Here is a 19,508-nt window from a genome sequence, read left to right as displayed (position 1 = left end):
TCACCATTCCGCGTAGGAGCCGTCGCGGTGCCGCCACGTGGGGCTGCGCCACGCGTGTCCGCGCTTGTCCGCCGCCCGTACGGCGTGCTCGTCGATCTCGATGCCGAGGCCGGGTGCCGTGAGCCGCTCGACGTACCCGTCGACGAACGTCAGCGGGGTCTTGTCGAGGCAGTAGTCGAGCACCTCGGCGCCGAGGTTGTAGTGGATGCCGATGCTCTGTTCCTGGATCAGGTAGTTCGGCGTGGCGAAGCCGACCTGGAGGCAGGCGGCGAGCGCGATCGGCCCGAGCGGGCAGTGCGGGGCGAGCTGCACGTCGTACACCTCGGCCAGCGCGGCGATCTTGCGCACCTCGGTGATGCCGCCGGCGTGCGAGAGGTCCGGCTGGGCGACCGCGATGCCGGCCTGGAGCACCGGCAGGAACTCCTGCCGGTTGTAGAGCCGCTCCCCCGTCGACACCGGCGTGGTGGTGGAACGGACGAACTCGCCGATGAGGTGCGAGTTCTCCGGCACCACCGGCTCCTCCAGGAAGAACGGCCGGTACGGCTCGAGCAGCGGGGCGACCCGGCGGGCGGTGGCGAGGGTGAACCGGCCGTGGAAGTCGACCGCCACGTCCCGCTCGTCGCCGAGCACCTCGCGGGCGGCGGCCACCCGCTGCACCACGCCGTCGATCTCGGCGACGGACGCCACGCTGCTCATCCGGCCGGAGGCGTTCATCTTCACCGCGGTCAGGCCGGTGGCGACGGCGGCGGCGATCTGGTCGCGTACCTCGCTCGGCTCGTCGCCGCCGACCCAGCCGTAGACCCGGATCCGGTCCCGGACCGGGCCGCCGAGCAGCTGGTGCACCGGCGCGCCGAAGTGCTTGCCGGCGATGTCCCACAGCGCCTGGTCGAGCCCGGCCACGGCGCTGGCCAGGATCGGCCCGCCCCGGTAGAACGAGCCCTTGGTCATGACCTGCCAGTGGTCCTCGATGCGCAGCGCGTCCCGGCCGACCAGCATCTCGCTGAGCTGCTCGACGGCGGTGCGGACGGTCTCGGACCGGCCCTCGCAGGTCGCCTCGCCCCAGCCGACGATCCCGGAGGACGTCTCGACCCGGACGAACAGCCAGCGCGGCGCGACGAGGAAGGTCTCCACCCGTTCGATCGTGGTCATGGCGTCCTCAGCCCTTCGTGGCGCCGGCGGTGAGGCCGGAGACGACGTACTTCTGCACGAACAGGGCGATCAGCATGATCGGCAGGGTGACCACCGTGGCCGCCGCCATCAGGCCGCCCCAGTCGATGCTGGCGTAGCCGACGAAGTCGAAGATCGCCACCGGGAGCGTCTTGGTGTCGGCCCCGGACAGCACGAGGGCGAACATGAAGTTGTTCCAGGAGAAGATGAACGACAGGATGCCGGCGGTGGCGATGCCGGGCACCGACAGCGGCAGGGTGATCCGCCGGAACGCGCCGATGTGGGTGAGCCCGTCGACGAGCGCCGCCTCCTCGAGCTCGGTCGGCAGGCCGTCGAAGTAGCCCATCATGATGTAGACGATCAACGGCAGCGACACGAACATGTGGCTGAGGATCAGCACGGTGAACCCGCCGACCATCTGCAGGTTCGAGAAGACGTAGTACCAGGGCACCAGCAGCGAGACGCCGGGGATGACCCGCGCCATGAGCACGACGAGCGCGGACTTCTTCATGTTGAAGCGGCTCATCGAGTACGCGGCGGGCACGCCGAGCAGCAGCGACAGCACGGTGGCCGCGAGCGCCACCCAGAGGCTGTTGCCGATGAACTGGATGTAGTTCGCCTGCTGGAGCACGTTGGAGTAGTTGTCCATCGTCGGGGAGAAGACGAAGGCCTTGTCGGTGTCGTAGATGTCGACGTTCGTCTTCAACGACGCGGCGACCATCCACACCAGCGGCGCGATCAGCGACAGCACGACGAGGACGAGGGCCACCGTGCGGAAGATCTTGTACGGCCTGCGCAGCTTCATCGGTCCAGCCCCTTCTTGCGGTAGGTCAGGGCCCACATCACCCCGATGATGATCAGGAAGAAGATGATGAGGACGGTCGATGAGACGCCGTAGTCGTTGTAGTCGAAGCTGAGCCCGTAGGCGTACACGTTCAGGGTCTCCACCTCGTGGAACGACCCGCCGCCGCGCCCCTTGGTGGCGTAGAGGATGTCGAAGGTCTTCAGGGCGTCGATGCCGCGCAGCAGGATCGCGACGATCACGGTGGGCATCAGCAGCGGCAGGGTGACGTGCCGGAACCGCTGCCAGGTGCTGGCGCCGTCGATCAGCGCCGCCTCCTGCGGCTCGTCGGACAGCGACGTCAGGCCGGCGAGCAGGATCAGCACGACCATCGGGGTCCACTGCCAGATGTCGATGAACATCGTCGTCGGCAGGGCCGAGTTCTGCCCGGAGAGCCAGGGCTGGGGATCGATGCCGACCCAGCCGAGCACCTGGTTGGCCATGCCGATGTTGGGGTCGAAGATCAGCCGCCACATCATGCCGACCGCGACCGGGGTGGCCACCAGCGGCAGGAGGATCGCGACCCGGACCCACTTCTCACCGCGGAACGGCCGCCACAGCAGCAGGGCGATGGCCATGCCGAGGACGACCTCGAAGAAGAGCACGACGCCGGTGAAGAGGGCGGTGCGCCACACGGCCGGCCAGAACCGGTCGGTGTCGCCGAGCACGTCGAGGTAGTTCTGGAAGCCGATGAACGAGCTCTCGGCACGGACCGAGCCCTCGGCGTCGGTCAGGCTGAGGTACCCGGTCCACGCCACCGGAAAGATGATCAGCACGGCGACGAACAACATGGCGGGCGCCGCGAAGAGCCACTTGCGGTGCGCGTTGGCCCAGCGCGACCAGGCCGAGGTCTCCGGGGACGCCGGACGCGCCTCGGGCGATCTTTTGACTGGTGTGGTGACGGCTGACATGAGGTCTCCGGGTGGGTCAGGGCAGCGGCCCGACGCGGGGTGGCGGAGCCGGTCGGCTCCGCCACCTGCGCTTCGGGCTACTTCGCCTCGTCGTCGAGGAACTTCTGGAACGCCTCGTTGGCCGCGTCCGCCGAGGCGGCCGCGTCCTTGCCGGTGATCGCGTCGACGATCGGCTGGCCGACGATCTCCCGCGCCTGGGCGACCTTCTCGACCAGCGGCCGGTCGTGGCCCACGCCGTTGGCGGTGCTGACCGTGGTGGCCTCGGCGAGGTCCTTCGGGTAGGTCGCCGCGCCCTCCGGGTTCTCCCAGACGGAGGTACGGGCGCTGGGCACGCCGGCCTTCTGCTGCGCCAGCGCCTGCTCCTTGCCGGCCGCCCACTGGATGAACTTCCAGGCGTTGTCCTGGTTCTTGGACGCCTCGTTGACGCCGAGCGCCCAGGACGGGATGTTGTACGGCTTCGAGCCGGCCGGGCCGGCCGGGAAGGCCGCGAACCCGACGGTCTCGGAGACCTTCGACTTGGCCGGGTCGGTGGCGTTCTTGTAGAGCGAGTTGGCCTCGGTGTAGAAGGCCGCCTTGCCCTGGGTGAAGATCGCCATCGCCTCGGACCAGCTCATGTCGGTGCTGATGTTCTCCGGGCCGTGCTCACGCAGCATCCCGCCGTAGTAGGCGTACGCCTGCTTGGCCTGCTCGGTGTTGATCGAGGCCTTGCCGCTGGCGTCAACGAAGTCGCCGCCGAAGCTGTAGAGGAAGCTGGAGAACTGGGTGACGGCGGCGGCCTTGCCGGTGCGGGACACGAAGCCCGCCACGCCCGGGTTGTCCGCCTCGACCTTCGCCGCCTGCGCCTTGAGCTCGTCGAGGGTCTTCGGCGGGGCGGTGAAGCCGGACTTCTCCAGCAGGTCCTTGCGGTAGTAGAGGACCTCCTGCTCGGTGATGATCGGCACGCCGACCACCTTGTCCTCGTACGTGGTGGCCTGCACCGGTCCGGACTGGAAGTCGGCGATCTCGAACGCGCTGTCCGACTTGCTCTTCTCCGTCAGGTCGGCGAGGTACTTGTTCTTGGCGAACAGCTTCCCCTCCTGCAGCGGCCGGTACATCATCACGTCCAGGTCGGTGGACCCGGCGTTCAGCTTGACGTTGTACTGGTCGGAGAGCTGGTCCTCACCGAGCTGGGTGACCTCCACCTTCAGGCCCGACTGCTTCTCGAACTCCGGCAGGGCCTTCTTGATGTTCTCCGTCCAGACGTGGTTCACCAGCGTCACGCGAACGGTGTTCGAGCCGCCGGCGTCGTCCCCGCCGCCACCGCAGGCGGACAGGCCGAGGGCGACGACCATCGCCAGGGAAGTCCCAATAACTGATCGACGTCTCACGTCCATCTCTCCTTATGCCGTGGCCGTGGCCGCCGCCCTGACGGGTGGGCCGCCACCTCGCGGTTTACATCCGCTTAACAACCGGATGCTAGGCCGAAAAAACAGATTTATACAAGGGGTAGGCCCAACTGATATGCTCCATGACGTGAAATCGTCCTCCTCGGGGGCTGTGGCCGCCCAGCTCGCCCCTGTCGAGGCTGGCCTGCACGCACGCGTCCTCGATCGCCTCGGCACGGCCATCTGTGACGGCGAGCTGACACCCGGGTCGGTGCTCAACATCGACGACCTGGTCGACCGCTACGCCGTGTCCCGCTCGGTCGTCCGCGAGGTGCTGCGGGTGCTCGCCTCGATCGGGTTCATCGAGACCCGCCGCCGCGTCGGGGTCATGATCCGCCCGTCGGAGGACTGGAACGTCTTCGATCCGCAGGTGATCCGCTGGCGGCTCGCCTCGGCCGGCCGCATCGTCCAGCTACGCTCGATCACCGAGCTGCGGACCGCCATCGAGCCGCACGCCGCCTGGCTGGCCGCCAACCGGGTCGGCCACGACGAGGCGAGCGACCTGGTCGGGCTCGCGGCGAAGATGTGGGCCGCCGGCAAGGCTGGGGACGAGGAGCGCTTCCTCCAGCTCGACATAGAATTCCACCGCCGGATCCTGGTCGCCTCCGGCAACGAGATGTTCGTCCGGTTGCAGGACCTGATCGCGGAGGTGCTCACCGGCCGGCACCAGCACCACCTGATGCCGCACCACCCGCACGAGCAGGCCCTCCAACTGCACGCCGAGGTGGCCCAGGCGATCCAGCGGCGCGACGGCGAGCGTGCCCGGCGGGCCATGGTGCAGCTCATGGAGCAGGCCTTCGACGAGATGAGCTCGATCTGGGAGCAGACCGGCGAGACTGCCGGCGCCTGAGCGCGACCCGCCGGGCTGGCGGCGTACCGGCGCGGGCGGCTCGGCGCCGACGGCCCTGCGCGGGCGCGGACTCCGGGACCTCGACGGCCACCGGTGGTCGTTCCAACTGACGGCGGCGGGCCCGGCGGCGGTCGCACGGACCGCCGCCGGGCCGTGGTCAGCCGGGGTGCCCGGCGGTCGTCCGCGCCGGCCCGCGGCGGGCCGAGCGGCCCACGCGGGTCACCAGCAGCAGCGCCACGATCAGGTACGGCACCGCGGCCACCGCGAACGCGACCCCGTTGCCGGCCCCGGTGGCGAGCAGGCCGTAGCCGCCGTAGACCGCGATGACCGTCACGTCGGTGGCCATTCCGGCCAGCGAGGTGACGGTGGCGCGGCTGCCCCCGCTGATCCGGGCCTGCAACCGGGCGTCGGCGAGCACGGTGGCGAGCTGGAAGCCGCAGAACGCCGCCGCGACCAGCGCGAAGCCGGCCGGCCGGGCGGACAGCGCCCCCGCGACCAGGGCCAGGGCCGACAGCGCCAGCAGGCCGGCGTACCCCCGGGCGGTCAGCCGCTCCCCCGCCGGGGCCAGCAGGCCGCCCACGGCCACCCCGAGCCAGGTGAGCAGGAGCAGCAGCGGCACGGTCGCCTCGCCGACGCCGGTGTCCCGGGCCAGCAGCGGGGTGTACTCGTCGAGGGCGCCCCAGACCGCCGCGACGACCGCGACCAGCAGCACCGCCGCGCGCACGCTCCGGTCGGCGCGGACCTCGGCGAGCCCCGCGCGCAGGCTCGCCCACCAGCCGAGGTCCTCGTCGTCGTCCGCCCCGCCGTCGTGCCCGGTCCGCTCCGGCCCCCCGCCGCCCAAGACGAGGGTGGGCGCGGCGTCGACATCGGCGGACTCGGCGTCGGCCCGGACAGGCGCGGCGTCGACATCAGCGGACGCGGCGTCGGCCCTGACGGACTCGGCGTCGACAGCGGCGGTCTCGGGTCGGCGGTGTTCGGGGAAGCGGGTGGCGACGGCGGCGGCGAGCAGGCAGGCGAGCACGCTCGCCACGCCGACGGCCGGGTAGCCTCCGACGGCGAACACGGGGCCGGCCAGCAGGATCGAGGCGAGCACGCCGATCGTCCCGGCCGTCTTCGCCCGGCCGATGACGCGGGCGTAGCGGCCGGCGGCGCCCAGGCGGTCGAGTTCGGTGAAGACCAACGCCTCCAGCGCGCCCGAGGCGAGCGCCCCGCCGGCGCCCCAGAGCACGAACCCGACGGCGAAGGCCGGGTACGAGGGCACGAGCACCCAGAGGGCGAAGCCGGCGGCGGTGACCACCGGCGCGAGGCTGAGCAGCAGCCGCCGGGAGACCGCGTCGGCGAACGCGCCGGAGGGCACCTCCAGCAGGATGCTGGCGGCCGACCAGATCACGAACAGCGACGAGATCTGCCACACCGACAGGCCGGTGTCGCTGAACAGCAGCGCGTACAGCGGATAGAGCAGGACGAGTTCGCTGAGGAACGCGTACCCGTAGAGGGTGGCCGCCAGCCGGCGGACGCGCGCGTCGGACGCGCGCGGAGGGTGGACAGTCATGGGACCTTCCCGTGAGGACGAAGCGGACGCCGGACGTACGGCGACCGCGGCGGCCCACGGCAGTGGCCCCTAGCAGTGCATCAACATCGCCACGTCATGCCGCGATGGTAGCCGCGCCGGCCCGGGCCGTCACGCCCTTCGCCGGACACACGCCGGGGTGGGATCCGATGTGGATCCCACCCCGGTGGTGTGGTCAGCGGCGGCGTTGCTCGCCCTCCAGCGGCGGGATCACCATGGTGGCCTCGCTGTCCTCGCCGGCCGGGCGGGCCGGGACGGTGGTGCCGCCCGAGGTGACCCGGCTGGCGTCCGGGTCGCCCTGTCGCGGCACGGGCACGGTCGGGTCGGTGTCGACGCGGGGACCGGAGACCACCTGCGTGGCGTCCGCGTCCGCCCCGACGCGCGGGGCGGAAACCACCTGGGTGGCCTCCGGGTCGGTGTCGACGCGCGGGCCGGAGACCACCTGCGTGGCGTCCGGGTCGCCGCCGTGCGTCGCCGCCGCGGCGAGGTGGGCCTCGCTGTCGCGGCGTCCGGCCTGGTAGGCGCGCGCGTGCGTGGCGATCAGCCGCGACTCCTGCTCGGCCCGGCTCAGCCACGACTCCCAGCGGCTCTGCATGGGACGGACCAGCCCGCCGCCCACCCCGACGACGAGGATGCCACCCACGGTGGCCAGCACCGCGATCAGCACCGGAGTGGTGACCGCGGTGGCCACGCCGATCTGGTTGAGCGCGGCGATGACGCCCAGGCCGAGGATGAACACGGAGGCGATGGTGGCCAGGAGCCGGCCGTACGACAGCCCGCCGAGGGCGCCGCTGATGATGTCCTTCACCGCGTTGGCGATGGCGGCGGCCACCACGACGATGACGATCGCGACGAAGGCGCGGGGCAGCCAGGCGATCACACCCGCGATCAGGTCGGAGATGGGGTTCGGCCCCCAGATGCCGAAGGCCAGCTGGAGGGTCACCAGCAGCACCCCGTAGTAGGCCAGCTTGGCGACGATGTCACTGGCGTCGTACCGGGAGCGGGCCAGGGCCCGGCGGACCCCACCGCGTTCCACGGCCCGGTCGAAGCCCACCCGCTCCAGCACCTTGTCCACGATCTTCAGCACGGCCTTGGCGATCAGCCAACCGGCCACCAGGATCGCCACGAAGGCGACGGCCTTGGGCAGGAACAGCATCACCGACCGGAGGGCGTCCCCCACCGCGTCGCCGAAGTTGTCTCTCATCGGAATTCCTCCACACGGCATCCGGGTTCGTCCGGCCCGACCTACCCCCGGGGGCGACCGGGGAAACGCCCGGTCACCGGCGCCGGCAGCCGTAGGACACCGAGGTCTGGGCCTGCACCGGAGCCGGTGAGGTGATGTTGACCGTGGCCGTCTCGGTCGTGCTGCCCACGCCGCTGAAGGCCCAGCGCAGCGTCAACTCGACGGTGCGCTGGCCGCGCCCGACCCGCTCGGTCAGCAGGCTGCCGGGCGCGCTGCCGGTGCGCAGCCACTGGTAGCGGATCTCCCCCGCCCGGCCGTTTGTCGACACGGTGGCGACCACGTCGACGGTGACGTCGCACCGGTCGCCGGCCGGCTGCGGAACCGCCACCGTCACCCCGGTCACCTCGAGCGGGCTGATCCGCTGCCAGAGGTGGAGGCCCACGGCGGCGAGCAGCGCGACGGTCAGCAGGGTCGACAGCACCGAGGCCACCATCCGCCACGGCGACCGCCGTCGCGGCGGCGCCGGCCACGCGGGTGCCGGTGGCGGGGTCGTCGGCACGCCCGGCCCGAACCGCACCTCCCCGCCGGGCGGGGCGGCGGGCCCGCCGGGCGGCGTCCCCGGACCGGGCCCGGTGGTACGCCCGGTACCGGCCACGTGCCCGACCTCCGTGGCCGTCGCCCGGGCGGTCCACTCCCCCGGCGCGTGCCGCGCCGCCGGCCACGGCCCGGGCCCCCCGCCCGGTGCGTGCCGCGGCATCGTCGCCTCACCGGGTTCCGGGCGCACGGTCGCCGCACCGTGGGCCAGGGACGCCGTGGGCTCCCCCGCCACCAGGCGCACGGTCGCCTCACCCGAGGCCGGGGATGGTGCCGTCCCCGCCAGGTACATGGTCGCGTCGCGCGAGGGCAGGTGCGTCGTCGGCTCCCCCGCCGCCACGTGCACGGTCGCCTCATCGGAGGCAAGGCGCGCGGTCGGCTGCCCACCGGCCAGGTTCCCGGTCGCGTCGTGGGAAGGCAGGTGCGCGGTGGGCTCCGCCCGTGGCTGCGGCTGGTGGACGCCGAGGCGGGCGGTCGCCGCGCCGTCGTCCGGCTGACGGCGGGCGGGCAGCGCCTCGGTCGGGTCGTTCGGCTGGGTCACGGCGGCCCGCCCTCCGTCGTCGTGGTCGGCATCGAAGTGTCGGGCTTCAGCCCGGCGTGCAGAACGAGCGCAGCGTCACGTACACCGGCGGGCCCTCGGGCGAGGCGTTGCCGGCCTCGTCCACGGCGACGACCCGGACCGGGATCCGGGTGCTGGTCTTCGGTTGGGGCAGCTCGCCCAGGACGCCCCGGAACACCCCGCGCCCGCCCGACGTCATGGGCACCTCGGTGGTGCGGCCGTCCAGCGTGTACCGCAGGCTCACCCTCAGCTCCCCGGTGGCCGTACTGTCGTCGGCGACGACCGCGGAGATCGTGCTGGACGTCGGCCCGTACGGGCAGCCGCGGGGGTCGAGTTCGCCCGGGCTGGCCGCGACCCGGCCGACGGAGGGCGCGACGGTGTCCGCCGGCGCGGCGCTGGCGCTGGCCGACGCGGTCGGCGGGGCGGGGGCCGACGTCGTCGGCGTGCCGGTCCCGGCCGGCTCCGGTGCGGCCGTCGTCGCCGTCGGTGCGACGGAAGGGGTCGGGCTGGGCGTCGTCCCGGCCGTCGGGCTCGGCGCGGGGGCCGACGCGGAGGGCGCACCCGTCGGCTCCGCCGGCGCCTCGGGTGCGGGCGTCCCGGCGGCGGGCAGCGGCTCGTCGCGGCCGGCGTAGCTGAACCCGGCGCCGCCGAGCAGCAGCGCCGCCGCCAGCCCGCCGCCGACCAGCGCCGCGCGGGCCCGGCCGGATCGCAGCCACGTCCACCGGTCCGTCGCCTCGCCGAACGCGGTGCTGGCCAGGCTGGTGGCCCCGCCGGTGCCGTCCGGGAACGGCAGGAGGGCGGCGAGCAGGGCCGCCCGCCGGGCCAGCTCGCGCAGGCCACGCTCCTCCCACCGCCGCCCGTACGACTCGGCCGCCACCCGCTCCAGCACGGCGAGGAAGACCTGGGCGGGTTGCGGCCGCTCGGCCGGTTGCTTGGCCATGCCGTGCCGCAGCAGTTCGTGCACCGGCTCGGGGGCCGGTTCGGTGGGGATCGGCGCGTGGGCGTGCTGCTGACGCAGGGTGAGCAGGTCCCGCCCGTCGAAGGGCGGCCGGCCGGTGAGGCACTCGTAGAAGGTGGCGGTGGCCGCGTAGATGTCGCAGGCCGGGCTCGCCGGAGCGCCCGTCCACTGCTCGGGGGCCATGTAGCGGGGAGTGCCGGTGACGCTGACCCCGGAGCCCTCGCCCACCGGCATGGCGATGCCGAAATCGGCCAGTTTGCTGGCGCCCTCGGCGGTGACCAGGACGTTCTCCGGCTTGTAGTCGCGGTGCACGACGCCCCGGGCGTGCGCCGCGCCGAGCCCCGCCAGCGAGCCCTTGAGGACGCAGAGCGCCGACTCCGGCGTCGTCGCTCCGTGCGCGCGCAGCAGCTGCCGCAGCGACACGCCGTTGACCAGTTCCATGACGATCGCCGCGCCGCCGGGCGACTCGACGTACTCGTAGAGGCGGGAGACGTGCGGGTCGTCGATGCCGGCCAGCAGCCGGGCCTCGGCGCGGAACGCGGTGCGGAACGCCGGGTCGTCACCGATGCCGCCGGTGAGGTACTTGATCGCCACCGGGGTGTCGGTCGCCTCGTGCACGGCGAGGTCCACCCGGCCGGACGCGCCGGCGCCGAGCTGCCGCACCGGGCGGTAGCCGGAGACCTGCCAGCCGGTCACGCGTCCACCTCCCCGCTCCGGGGACGGTGGGGCCGCCCCCCGGTCGCCATTGTGGTCGCGGGAGCCGGCGCGGCCATCGGCGCAACGGCTGCTTCCGGCCCCCGGACGTCCGGGGCGTCCCGGCGGGTGGCGGCATGGTCGGTTACGGACACACGTCACTGGTACCACCCGCCGGCAACCGCACCGCGCCACGGCGCTCCCGGCCGGGCCGGCTGGACTAGGGTGCAGGCCGTGGGCAGCGAGGCGACTCCCGAGGCAGCGACCCGTCGGCCGATGACGACCCGGCGGTGGCTCACTGTCCTGTTGCTGACGATGACCGCCCTGGTCCTGCTCGGCGGGGGCGCCGGCGCCGCCGCGCTGAGGCACACCGCCGCCGTCTCCAACCACCTCGCCGACCAGGTCGCCCCGGCCCGTACGGCGGTCGGCCAGCTCGACAGCGGCCTGCTCGCCCAGGCGGCGGCCGTACGCGGCCACGTCGTCACCGCCGACCCGCGCTTCCTCGACGCGTACCGGCGGGGCGTCGAGAGCGAACGCGCGACCATGTCCCGGCTGCACGAGCTGCTCGCCGGCGAGCCGGAGGCGCTGGCCGACCTGGACCGGGCGCGGCGGCTGGCCGACCGCTGGCGCACCGAGTACGCCGAACGCCTGGTCGCCTCCCGGCAGGCCGGCGGGACGCCGGAGGAGCTGGCGCCGCTGGTGACCGGGGACGCGGAGACCTTCGCGGCGGTACGCGCCGAGCTGACCGGGCTGGTCGGCCGCCTCGACGGGATCCGGGACGCCGGCCGGGACGACCTCGACCGGGCCCGGGCGTTGCGGGACCTGACCTTCGTGGCGATCCTGGCGGCCCTGCTGCTGTGCGGGATCGTCGGATCCGTGCTGGTGCGCACGAGGGTGCTGCGCCCGCTGGACCGACTGGGCGCCTCGGTGCGGCAGGTGGCCGGCGGCGACTTCCGGCACCGGCTGCGGCCCGACGGCCCCGCCGACATCGCCCGGCTGACCAGTGACGTGGAGACGATGCGCCGCACCGTGGTGGAGGCGTGGGAGCGCAGCCAGCACGACCGGGACGCCCTGGAACAGCAGGCGGACGAGCTGCGCCGCTCCAACGAGGACCTGGAGCAGTTCGCGTACGTGGCGTCGCACGATTTGCAGGAGCCGCTGCGCAAGGTGGCGTCGTTCTGCCAGATGCTGGAGCGCCGCTACGCCGACCAGCTCGACGACCGCGCCCGGCAGTACATCGGCTTCGCCGTCGACGGGGCCAGCCGGATGCAGGAGCTGATAAACGACCTGCTGACGTTCTCCCGGATCGGCCGGGTCTACGGCGAGCTGCGGGAGGTCGACCTGGCCGAGGTGTTCGCGCAGGCCGAGTCGAACCTGTCCCGGGCGGTGGACGAGTCCGGCGCGACGATCACCCGCGACCCGCTGCCCACGGTGCGGGGCGAGCCGACCCTGCTGACCATGCTCTGGCAGAACCTGCTGGGCAACGCGGTCAAGTTCCGCAGCCCCGACCGGGCGCCGCTGATCCGGGTGACGGTGACGGACACCCCGCAGGACTGGTCCTTCGCCGTCGAGGACAACGGCATCGGCATCGACCCCCGGTACGCCGAGAAGATCTTCGTCATCTTCCAGCGCCTGCATCCCCGTGGCACGTACCCGGGCACCGGCATCGGGCTCGCGGTGTGCAAGAAGGTCGTCGAGTTCCACGGCGGCACGCTGAGCCTGGACGAGGCGTACCGCGACGGGACCCGCTTCGTGTTCACGATGCCGCGGCTGCCGACGGCGGTCGTACCCGCGCAGCCCAGCGAGCCGGCCGCGGAGTCGGCGGCCGGAGTCTGAGAGCCTGCCCGCCGCCCCGGGTCAGGCCTGCGGGCGCCGGTGGCCGTCACCGGGCACCGGCGCGGCGGGTTCCGGCCGCCCGGCCGGCGGGCGCTCCGCCGCCGGTGGCTCCGCACCCCGGGTGAACTTGTCGAAGAAGCGCAGCAGCTCCACCGGGAACGGCATCACCAGCGTGCTGTTCTTCTCGGCTGCCACGTCCACCACCGTCTGCAACAGCCGCAACTGGTAGGCGCCCGGCGTGTTCGCCATCGCCCGGGACGCGTCGGCGAGCCGGCGGGACGCCTGGTACTCGCCGTCGGCGGCGATCACCCGGGCGCGGCGTTCGCGTTCCGCCTCGGCCTGGCGGGACATCGACCGTTTCATCCCCTCGGGCAGCGCGACGTCCTTGACCTCGACCCGCTCGATCAGCAGCCCCCACGGCCCCTCCGTCGGCGCGTCGATGACCGCCTTCAGCTCGGCGTTGACCCGGTCCCGGTCGCCGAGCACGGTGTCCAGGTCGGCCTTGCCGATCACCGAACGCAGGGCGGTCTGTGCCACCTGGAGCACGGCCGAGGGGTAGTCGCGGACGTTGACCAGAGCCTTCACCGGGTCGACGACCCGGTAGTAGACCACCGCGTCGACGGTGAGGGTGACGTTGTCCCGGGTGATCGCCCCCTGCGGAGGCACACCGATGACGGTCGTCTGCATGCTGACCCGGACCATCCGGTCGGCGACCGGGACGATCAGGCGCAGGCCGGGCTCCCGGACCGGCGTCAGCACCCGGCCGAAGCGGAAGACGACGCCGCGCTGGTACTGCTGCACCAGCCGGACGCTCAGCGCGCCGACGAGTGCCAGGAGCGCGGCCACGATCACCACGCCGATCACGACCGCTTCCACGGCACCCCCGATCCGAACGGCTCCCCGGGCCGCCCCTTTCCCGCTGCGCCGGGAAGTAGTCCCGGCGCAACGGGTGGCCGGCCGGCCCGTCGGATCAGCCGGCCGACCTGCCGCTGCCGGACGGGCGGGCGGCCACCAACGCGATCCCGCACGCCGCGACGGCGCTCAGCGGGGCGATCAGGAAGCCGACGGTCACCTCGCCCGCCGCGTCCAGCACCACGCCGGCCACCGCCGCGCCGGCCGCGCTGCCCACCGAGAACGCCGTCGCCGCCCAGGCGAACGCCTCGGCCACCGTGCCGGTGGGCGCCACGTCGTCGATCGCGACGAAGGCGATGGTCAGCAGCGCCGGCAGCGCGAGCCCGCTGACCGCCATCAGCGCCAGCATCGCGGGCGGGGCCGGGGTGAGCAGCAACGGCAGGTAGCCGGCGGCGAAGACGCCGACCACGCGCGGCAGCGTGGCGTGCCGGCGCAGTCCGCCGAAGCGCACGTAGAGCAGGCCGCCGACCAGCGCCCCGGTGGCCTGCGCGGCGAGCAGCCAGCCGGCCCAGGACCGGGCCCCGGCCGCCTCGGCGTATCCGGTCGCGGCGACGGTCACGCTCCCCACCGCCGCCCCGACCAGCAGCAGCGCCCCGAGGATCAGTCGGAGCCGGCCGGCGCGCAGCGGCCCGGCCCAGTGGCGTACCGCCGGCTCGCCCCGCCAGCGCCGGACCGCGTCGGTCGTGGCGAACCACGCGGTGCCGGCGGCCTGGAAGCCCGCGGCGGCGGCGAGGCCGCCGGTCGGGCCGGCCAGGCCCACGGCGGCGAGCGTGACCACCGGGCCGAGGATGAAGATCAGCTCCTGGACGGCGATGTCCAGGGTGTACGCGGTCTGCACCCGGTGTGCGGGGAGCAGGTCGCGCCAGAGCACCCGCAGGCACGACTCGAACGGCGGCGCGCCAGCCCCGGCCAGGGCGGCGGCGAACACGGTGACCGGCAGGTTGACGTGCGCGGCGGTGAGGGCGAAGCCGATCGTCGACGCCGCCACGGAGAGCCACAGCACCGGCGGCTGCCGCCAGCGCTGCGCCATCCGGGCGAGCATCGGCTGGCCCACGGCGGTGCCGGCGGTGAACGCGCCGACCAGCAGGCCGGCGACGGTCAGCGTCATCGTCTCGCGGGCGAAGACGAGCAGGGCCAGCGGTGCCGCGCCGAGCGGGAGCCGGCCGAGCAGGCTGGCCGCCAGGACCCGGGCGGTCTGCGGCGCCCGGAGCACGGCGAGGGCGGAGGTGTCGGCGGGGTCGACGGGCGGGTGGTCGGCGGGCGGTACGAGTTGGCGGTGATCGGATCCGGGCATGACTGAGCGCTCCCAAGCGTGGCGGAGATGGACCGGTGGGCGGCGGAGTGCCGGGCCGGTCAGGGAACGTAGTCGGAGCGATCGTGGCCGTCGCCGTAGAGCGGGAGGTCCGGGGTGATCCAGAGACCGTGCGCGGCGGCGACGGCGTGCGACGGGATCACGCTGGACAGTCTAGACCCGAACGCCGCCACCGGTGGGGGCCAGCCGCGCCGGATTGGCCCTGGCCACCGCGCCGACCGGCCCCCCTACGATGACGGCCCACGACTCGCCGCACCGCCGGGAGGACGTCATGCGGGAGCGCTTCGCCGACCTGTCCACGCCGCTGATCGCCGACGCCTGCGTACGCCTCGGCGTGCCCCCGCGCGCGGCGCCGGCCGGGATCCGGGCGGTCGTCCCCGGTCACCGCCTCGTGGGCCGGGCACTGCCGGTGCGCCACCACGGCAGCGTGGACGTCTTCCTGGAGGCGTACGAGAACGCGATCCCGGGCGACGTGCTCGTGATCGACAACGGCGGCCGGAGCGACGAGGCGTGCGTCGGGGACCTGGCGGTGCTGGAGGGCGTCGCGGCCGGCATCGCCGGGCTCGTCGTCTGGGGCCTGCACCGGGACACGCCCGAGCTGGTGGAGATCGACCTGCCCGTCTTCAGCTACGGCAGCCTCCCGGCGGGCCCGGCCCGCCTCGACGCGCGGGAGCCGGAGACGCTCACCAGCGCCCGGGTCGGGCCGCACGTGGTGACCGCCGACGACCTCGTCGTCGCCGACGACGACGGGGTGCTGTTCGTGCCCGCCGCACGGGCCGCGAAGCTGTTCGCGGCGGCGGAGCGCATCGGGACCGTCGAGCGGGTCCAGGCGCGGCGGATCCGCGCCGGGGAGACGCTGCGGGAGCAGACCGCCTTCGCCGACTACCTGGCCCGCCGCGCCGCCGACCCCGCCCACACCTTCCGGCAGCACCTGCGGCAGGTCGGCGGGGCGATCGAGGAGTGACCACCCGAAGGCGCGCGTGAGGGTGGTCATAGCGGCTGGACGCCCCACCGTGGCGGGCTGCTAGCCTCGTCGGCAGGTCATGAGCGCCAGCGTCAAGCCCCGGCTCGCTGGCCGGCAACCCTCGTCCGCGCAGGGGTGCCCCGGGTGAGGACCAGGCACCGGAGCAGCTCCGGTGCAAGCGCGGCCTGGTTCCCAGGTCGTCCCGACCGAGGAGAGCCATGCCCGTCCGCATCTGCGCCCCACCGGCGGTCCCCGCCGTGGCCCCGACGTCGCCGGCGCTGATCCGGCGCCGCCACATCGACATGATGCGGGTCTGCGCCACCTCCTGTCGCCCCGGCGACGCGCGCTAGCCGCGCCACCCCTTTTTTCCCGCACCATTCCAGCGGTACGCCCACCGGGCGCACCGTCGGCGACGCGCGCCCCGTGCCCGTCGCCGCAGACACCTCATCGGAGACACCTGTGCGAATCCTTTCCTCCCTCACCCGGGCCGCCGCCCTCGGCGTGGCCGCCGTCCTCGCCGCCACCACCCTGACCGCCTGCGGCGACGACGCGGCCGGCGCGGCCGACAACCCGTACGGCCTGCTCCAGCCGGGCGTGCTGCGCACCGGCACGCTCACCGACGCCCCGCCGAACGTCTACCTCAAGGACGGCAAGTTCACCGGCTTCGACAACGACCTGCTCGTCGCGGTCGCCGGGAAGGTCGGCCTGAAGGTGGAGTTCGTCGGCACCGACTTCTCCGCGCTGCTCTCCCAGGTCAACAACCGCAAGTTCGACGTCGGCAGTTCCTCGATCACGATCACGGAGGCGCGCAGGAAGACCGTCGACTTCGGCAACGGCTACGACTTCGGCCATTTCGGACTCGACGTGCCGGCCGGCTCGTCGATCAGCGGCTTCGACCAGCTCGCCGGCAAGCGGGTCGTGGTCGTGCAGGGCACCGTCCAGGACGACTACGCCACCGGCGAGGGGCTCGACCCGGTCCGGGTGCCCGACTACAACGGCGCGATCAACCAGCTCAAGGCCGGCACGGCCGACGCCTGGATCGCCCCCGCCGAGATCGGCGACAAGTCGGCCGCCGACAGCGCCGGCAAGATCACCGTGGCGGCCAAGCTGCTCAGCCCGGCCCCGACGGCGTACGCGTTCGCCAAGGGCAACGACAAGCTGCGCGAGGCGCTCGACAAGGGCCTCGACGAGGTGATCGCGGACGGCACGTGGAGCCGCCTGCAGGCCCAGTACTACCCGGGCCGCCCGATCCCGGCCGACTTCAAGCCGGGCAGCGGCACGGTCGCGGTGCCGTCGGCGTCGGCCACCTCCTGAGACGTACGGACGACGAGCGAGCGGGGCGGTAGGAGCGACGATGGATCCGTTGAGCACCCTGTGGGAGACCTTCTTCGACTGGGACTCCATGCGCGAGGCGCTGCCCGAGATGCTGACGGTGGGGCTGCCCAACACGCTGATCCTGGCGATCTCCGCCGCCCTACTCGGCTCGGTGCTGGGCATGGCGCTGGCCGTCGCGGGCATCTCGCGTACCCGATGGTTGCGGTGGCCGGCGCGGGTCTACACCGACGTGTTCCGCGGATTACCCGCCGCGGCGACGATCCTGCTCATCGGCGTCGGCCTGGCGCCGCTGGGCATGCAGGTGTGGGGGCCCAACCCGTATCCCCTGGGCATCCTGGCGCTGTCGCTGATCGCGGCGGCCTACATCGGCGAGATCTTCCGCTCCGGCATCCAGTCGGTGGAGGCCGCCCAGTTGGAGGGGGCCCGGGCGCTGGGCCTGTCCTGGGGCGAGGCGATGCGCCTGGTGATCGTGCCGCAGGGGATCCGGCGGGTGCTGCCGGCCTGGGTGAACCAGCTGATCGCGCTCATCAAGGACTCCAGCCTGGTCTACTTCCTCGGCCTGCTGGCCAGCCAGCGGGAGCTGTTCCGGATCGGGCAGGACTACGCGGCTAACACCGGCAACCAGTCGGCGCTGCTGCTGGCCGGGCTGTTCTACCTGACGCTGACGGTGCCGCTGACGCACGCCGTCAACTGGATCGACCGGCGACTGCGGCACGGCCGGCAGGCCACCGCGCCCGCTGACGGCGACGACGACCTCGACCTGGCGCTGCCGGGCGCGGCGGGAGGGAACCAGCGATGAGCATCGACACGACGACCTCGGTGAGCCTGAGCGTCCGCGACGTGCACCTGGCCTTCGGGTCGCACCGGGTGCTGCGCGGGGTGGACCTGGACGTGGCGCGCGGGGCGACGGCCTGCGTGATCGGCCCGTCCGGGTCGGGCAAGTCCACCCTGCTGCGCACGATCAACCGGCTGATCGAGCCCGACCGCGGCGACGTGCTGCTGGACGGGCGCAGCGTGCTGGCCGACGACCCGGACGCCCTGCGGCAGCGGATCGGCATGGTCTTCCAGCAGTTCAACCTCTTCCCGCACATGAGCGTGCTGCGCAACGTCACCCTCGCGTTGCGCCGCATCCGCAAGCTCGGCGAGGACGAGGCGGTGGCCGTCGCCCGCGAGCACCTCGAGCTGGTGGGGCTGGCGGCCAAGGCCGACGCCCGCCCGGCGCACCTGTCGGGCGGGCAGCAGCAGCGGGTCGCGATCGCCCGTGCGCTGGCGTTGCGCCCGCAGGTGATGCTCTTCGACGAGGCGACCTCCGCCCTGGACCCGGAGCTGGTCAAGGGCGTGCTCGGGCTGATGGCCGAGCTGTCCGCCGGGGGCATGACGATGGTGGTGGTCACCCACGAGATGGGGTTCGCCCGCGAGGTCGCCGACACCGTGGCGTTCATGGACCGCGGCGTGGTGCTGGAGGCCGGCGAGCCGGCCGCGATCTTCGAGCGGGCCGAGCACCCCCGGCTGCGCCGATTCCTCTCCCAGGTGCTCTAGCGCCGAGCCGGTCACGTCGGTGGACCGACCCGTCCGGTGCCGTGGGTCTCGTCCTCAACGCGTGGGAAGGCTCCGCAGTTCCTCGGTGAGCTGTTCGAGGTACTCGGGCGGCCCGGCCTCGGCGAACCACAGCCAGAGTTCGGCGGCGTGGATCGGCAACCAGGCCCGGACCATGGCCGGGTCAGCTCCGTAGCCCTCGACGAGGACGTGGAACGACCGCGGGTCCTTGCGCGCGGCGCCCCAGGCCGCACGCGACAGTTCTCGGAGCGGGTCGCCGAGGTGGGCCGCCTCCCAGTCGACGACCGCCGTGATGTCGCCGTTCGCGGCGAGGAGGTTTCCGTCGGTCCAGTCGCCGTGACAGAACACCGGGCGACTGGCCGGTGGAACGGCGAGCGGCAGCGGGGGGCCGCCGGCGTCGCGGTAGCGACGGACGATCAGCGCATCGTCCGGCGCGGCCGGCAGCCCGTCGGGTGGCGGCAGCTCGTGGAGCCGACGGAGCAGTGCCGCCGAGGCACGCAGCCCGTCGAGTCGCACGTCGGCGTTCTCGCTGTCCAGTCGTTCACCCGGCATGAGCGTCATGAGGATCGAGCCCGGCCGGACCTCGACGAGCTCGGGAACCGGCATGCCCGTGTCGGCGAGCGCCCGCAGGGCGAGCACCTCCGTGTCGTGGCGGGAGGGTTGCGTCATCCGCTTCTCGACCAGGCGGCGCCCCTCGCGCTCCACCAGCCGGACGTGACCGACCGCTCCCTGCCGCATCCCGCCATCCTGCCAGGCGCGGAAGGCTGGCGTACCGCCGAGTCTTGGCAATATCCTCCACTGCACACGCGATGCCTGGAGTTCCTTTTCACGGGGCCGCCCCC

Annotated in this window: 18 protein-coding genes and 1 riboswitch; of the genes, 7 read left to right on the top strand and 11 right to left on the bottom strand. The window is 73.3% G+C overall.

What is annotated here, in order from left to right; translation table 11 throughout:
* The 4 genes from dgoD to F6X68_RS07930 form a co-directional block, all read right to left on the bottom strand.
* Window positions 1–1,149, bottom strand: coding sequence for a galactonate dehydratase (gene dgoD, locus F6X68_RS07945; RefSeq protein ID WP_151453637.1), 1,149 nt, complete (start codon window positions 1,147–1,149; stop codon window positions 1–3).
* A 7-nt stretch (window positions 1,150–1,156) separates the two neighbouring features.
* Window positions 1,157–1,972: a carbohydrate ABC transporter permease gene (locus tag F6X68_RS07940; protein WP_151453636.1), complete on the bottom strand. Its 816-nt coding sequence runs from the start codon at window positions 1,970–1,972 to the stop codon at window positions 1,157–1,159.
* Complete coding sequence (locus tag F6X68_RS07935; RefSeq protein ID WP_207914545.1) at window positions 1,969–2,919, bottom strand: carbohydrate ABC transporter permease; 951 nt, start codon at window positions 2,917–2,919, stop codon at window positions 1,969–1,971. The genes F6X68_RS07940 and F6X68_RS07935 overlap by 4 nt, the downstream gene beginning before the upstream one ends.
* A gap of 77 nt (window positions 2,920–2,996) precedes the next feature.
* A complete protein-coding gene (locus F6X68_RS07930) occupies window positions 2,997–4,286 on the bottom strand; it encodes a sugar ABC transporter substrate-binding protein (RefSeq protein ID WP_225852055.1) in 1,290 nt (429 codons plus the stop codon).
* 145 nt (window positions 4,287–4,431) lie between these two features.
* On the opposite strand from F6X68_RS07930, the gene F6X68_RS07925 reads away from it, so the two are divergent.
* Window positions 4,432–5,193, top strand: a complete 762-nt coding sequence (locus tag F6X68_RS07925) for a FadR/GntR family transcriptional regulator (RefSeq protein WP_225852054.1) — start codon at window positions 4,432–4,434, stop codon at window positions 5,191–5,193.
* 157 nt (window positions 5,194–5,350) lie between these two features.
* On the opposite strand, the gene F6X68_RS07920 is transcribed toward F6X68_RS07925, so the two are convergent.
* From F6X68_RS07920 to F6X68_RS07905, 4 genes are all read right to left on the bottom strand, one after another.
* Window positions 5,351–6,745, bottom strand: a complete 1,395-nt coding sequence (locus tag F6X68_RS07920; RefSeq protein WP_151453634.1) for an MFS transporter — start codon at window positions 6,743–6,745, stop codon at window positions 5,351–5,353.
* Between the two features lie 193 nt (window positions 6,746–6,938).
* Window positions 6,939–7,988 (bottom strand): hypothetical protein, encoded by a 1,050-nt coding sequence (locus tag F6X68_RS07915; protein WP_225852053.1) that lies wholly within the window; start codon window positions 7,986–7,988, stop codon window positions 6,939–6,941.
* A 52-nt stretch (window positions 7,989–8,040) separates the two neighbouring features.
* Window positions 8,041–9,081 carry a hypothetical protein gene (locus F6X68_RS07910; protein WP_151453632.1) on the bottom strand — a complete coding sequence of 347 codons (1,041 nt, stop codon included), beginning with the start codon at window positions 9,079–9,081 and terminating at the stop codon, window positions 8,041–8,043.
* Window positions 9,082–9,127: 46 nt separating this feature from the next.
* Window positions 9,128–10,753: a serine/threonine-protein kinase gene (locus F6X68_RS07905; RefSeq protein ID WP_151453631.1), complete on the bottom strand. Its 1,626-nt coding sequence runs from the start codon at window positions 10,751–10,753 to the stop codon at window positions 9,128–9,130.
* 273 nt (window positions 10,754–11,026) lie between these two features.
* Here F6X68_RS07905 and F6X68_RS07900 point away from each other — a divergent pair, with 273 nt between their 5' ends.
* The gene (locus F6X68_RS07900) at window positions 11,027–12,586 is read left to right on the top strand and encodes an ATP-binding protein (RefSeq protein WP_151453630.1); all 1,560 of its coding nucleotides are present in this window, start codon (window positions 11,027–11,029) and stop codon (window positions 12,584–12,586) included.
* Between the two features lie 21 nt (window positions 12,587–12,607).
* On the opposite strand, the gene F6X68_RS07895 is transcribed toward F6X68_RS07900, so the two are convergent.
* A complete protein-coding gene (locus F6X68_RS07895; protein WP_151453629.1) occupies window positions 12,608–13,462 on the bottom strand; it encodes an SPFH domain-containing protein in 855 nt (284 codons plus the stop codon).
* A gap of 94 nt (window positions 13,463–13,556) precedes the next feature.
* The gene (locus F6X68_RS07890) at window positions 13,557–14,792 is read right to left on the bottom strand and encodes an MFS transporter (RefSeq protein ID WP_151453628.1); all 1,236 of its coding nucleotides are present in this window, start codon (window positions 14,790–14,792) and stop codon (window positions 13,557–13,559) included.
* 289 nt (window positions 14,793–15,081) lie between these two features.
* Between F6X68_RS07890 and F6X68_RS07885 the strand changes: the two genes are divergently transcribed.
* The 5 genes from F6X68_RS07885 to F6X68_RS07870 all read left to right on the top strand — a co-directional run bounded on the left by F6X68_RS07885 (window position 15,082) and on the right by F6X68_RS07870 (window position 18,648).
* A complete protein-coding gene (locus F6X68_RS07885; protein WP_151453627.1) occupies window positions 15,082–15,774 on the top strand; it encodes an RraA family protein in 693 nt (230 codons plus the stop codon).
* A gap of 75 nt (window positions 15,775–15,849) precedes the next feature.
* A riboswitch (SAM riboswitch) is annotated at window positions 15,850–15,961 on the top strand.
* A 31-nt stretch (window positions 15,962–15,992) separates the two neighbouring features.
* The gene (locus F6X68_RS34625) at window positions 15,993–16,124 is read left to right on the top strand and encodes a hypothetical protein (RefSeq protein ID WP_255474704.1); all 132 of its coding nucleotides are present in this window, start codon (window positions 15,993–15,995) and stop codon (window positions 16,122–16,124) included.
* Between the two features lie 109 nt (window positions 16,125–16,233).
* On the top strand, window positions 16,234–17,088 hold the full coding sequence (locus F6X68_RS07880; protein ID WP_151453626.1) for an ABC transporter substrate-binding protein: 855 nt from the start codon (window positions 16,234–16,236) through the stop codon (window positions 17,086–17,088).
* Between the two features lie 40 nt (window positions 17,089–17,128).
* Window positions 17,129–17,908: an amino acid ABC transporter permease gene (locus F6X68_RS07875; protein WP_151453625.1), complete on the top strand. Its 780-nt coding sequence runs from the start codon at window positions 17,129–17,131 to the stop codon at window positions 17,906–17,908.
* Entirely contained in the window at window positions 17,905–18,648 is a 744-nt protein-coding gene (locus tag F6X68_RS07870; RefSeq protein WP_192581322.1) for an amino acid ABC transporter ATP-binding protein, read from the top strand. The genes F6X68_RS07875 and F6X68_RS07870 overlap by 4 nt, the downstream gene beginning before the upstream one ends.
* A 54-nt stretch (window positions 18,649–18,702) precedes the next feature.
* On the opposite strand, the gene F6X68_RS07865 is transcribed toward F6X68_RS07870, so the two are convergent.
* Window positions 18,703–19,404: a phosphotransferase family protein gene (locus tag F6X68_RS07865; RefSeq protein WP_151453624.1), complete on the bottom strand. Its 702-nt coding sequence runs from the start codon at window positions 19,402–19,404 to the stop codon at window positions 18,703–18,705.
* Window positions 19,405–19,508: the final 104 nt, after the last annotated feature.

Source organism: Micromonospora sp. AMSO12t, assembly GCF_008806585.1.
Lineage (GTDB): Bacteria > Actinomycetota > Actinomycetes > Mycobacteriales > Micromonosporaceae > Micromonospora > Micromonospora reichwaldensis.
The sequence above is the reverse complement of the archived record's forward strand: the minus strand, read 5'-3'. Positions and strand labels throughout refer to the sequence as shown.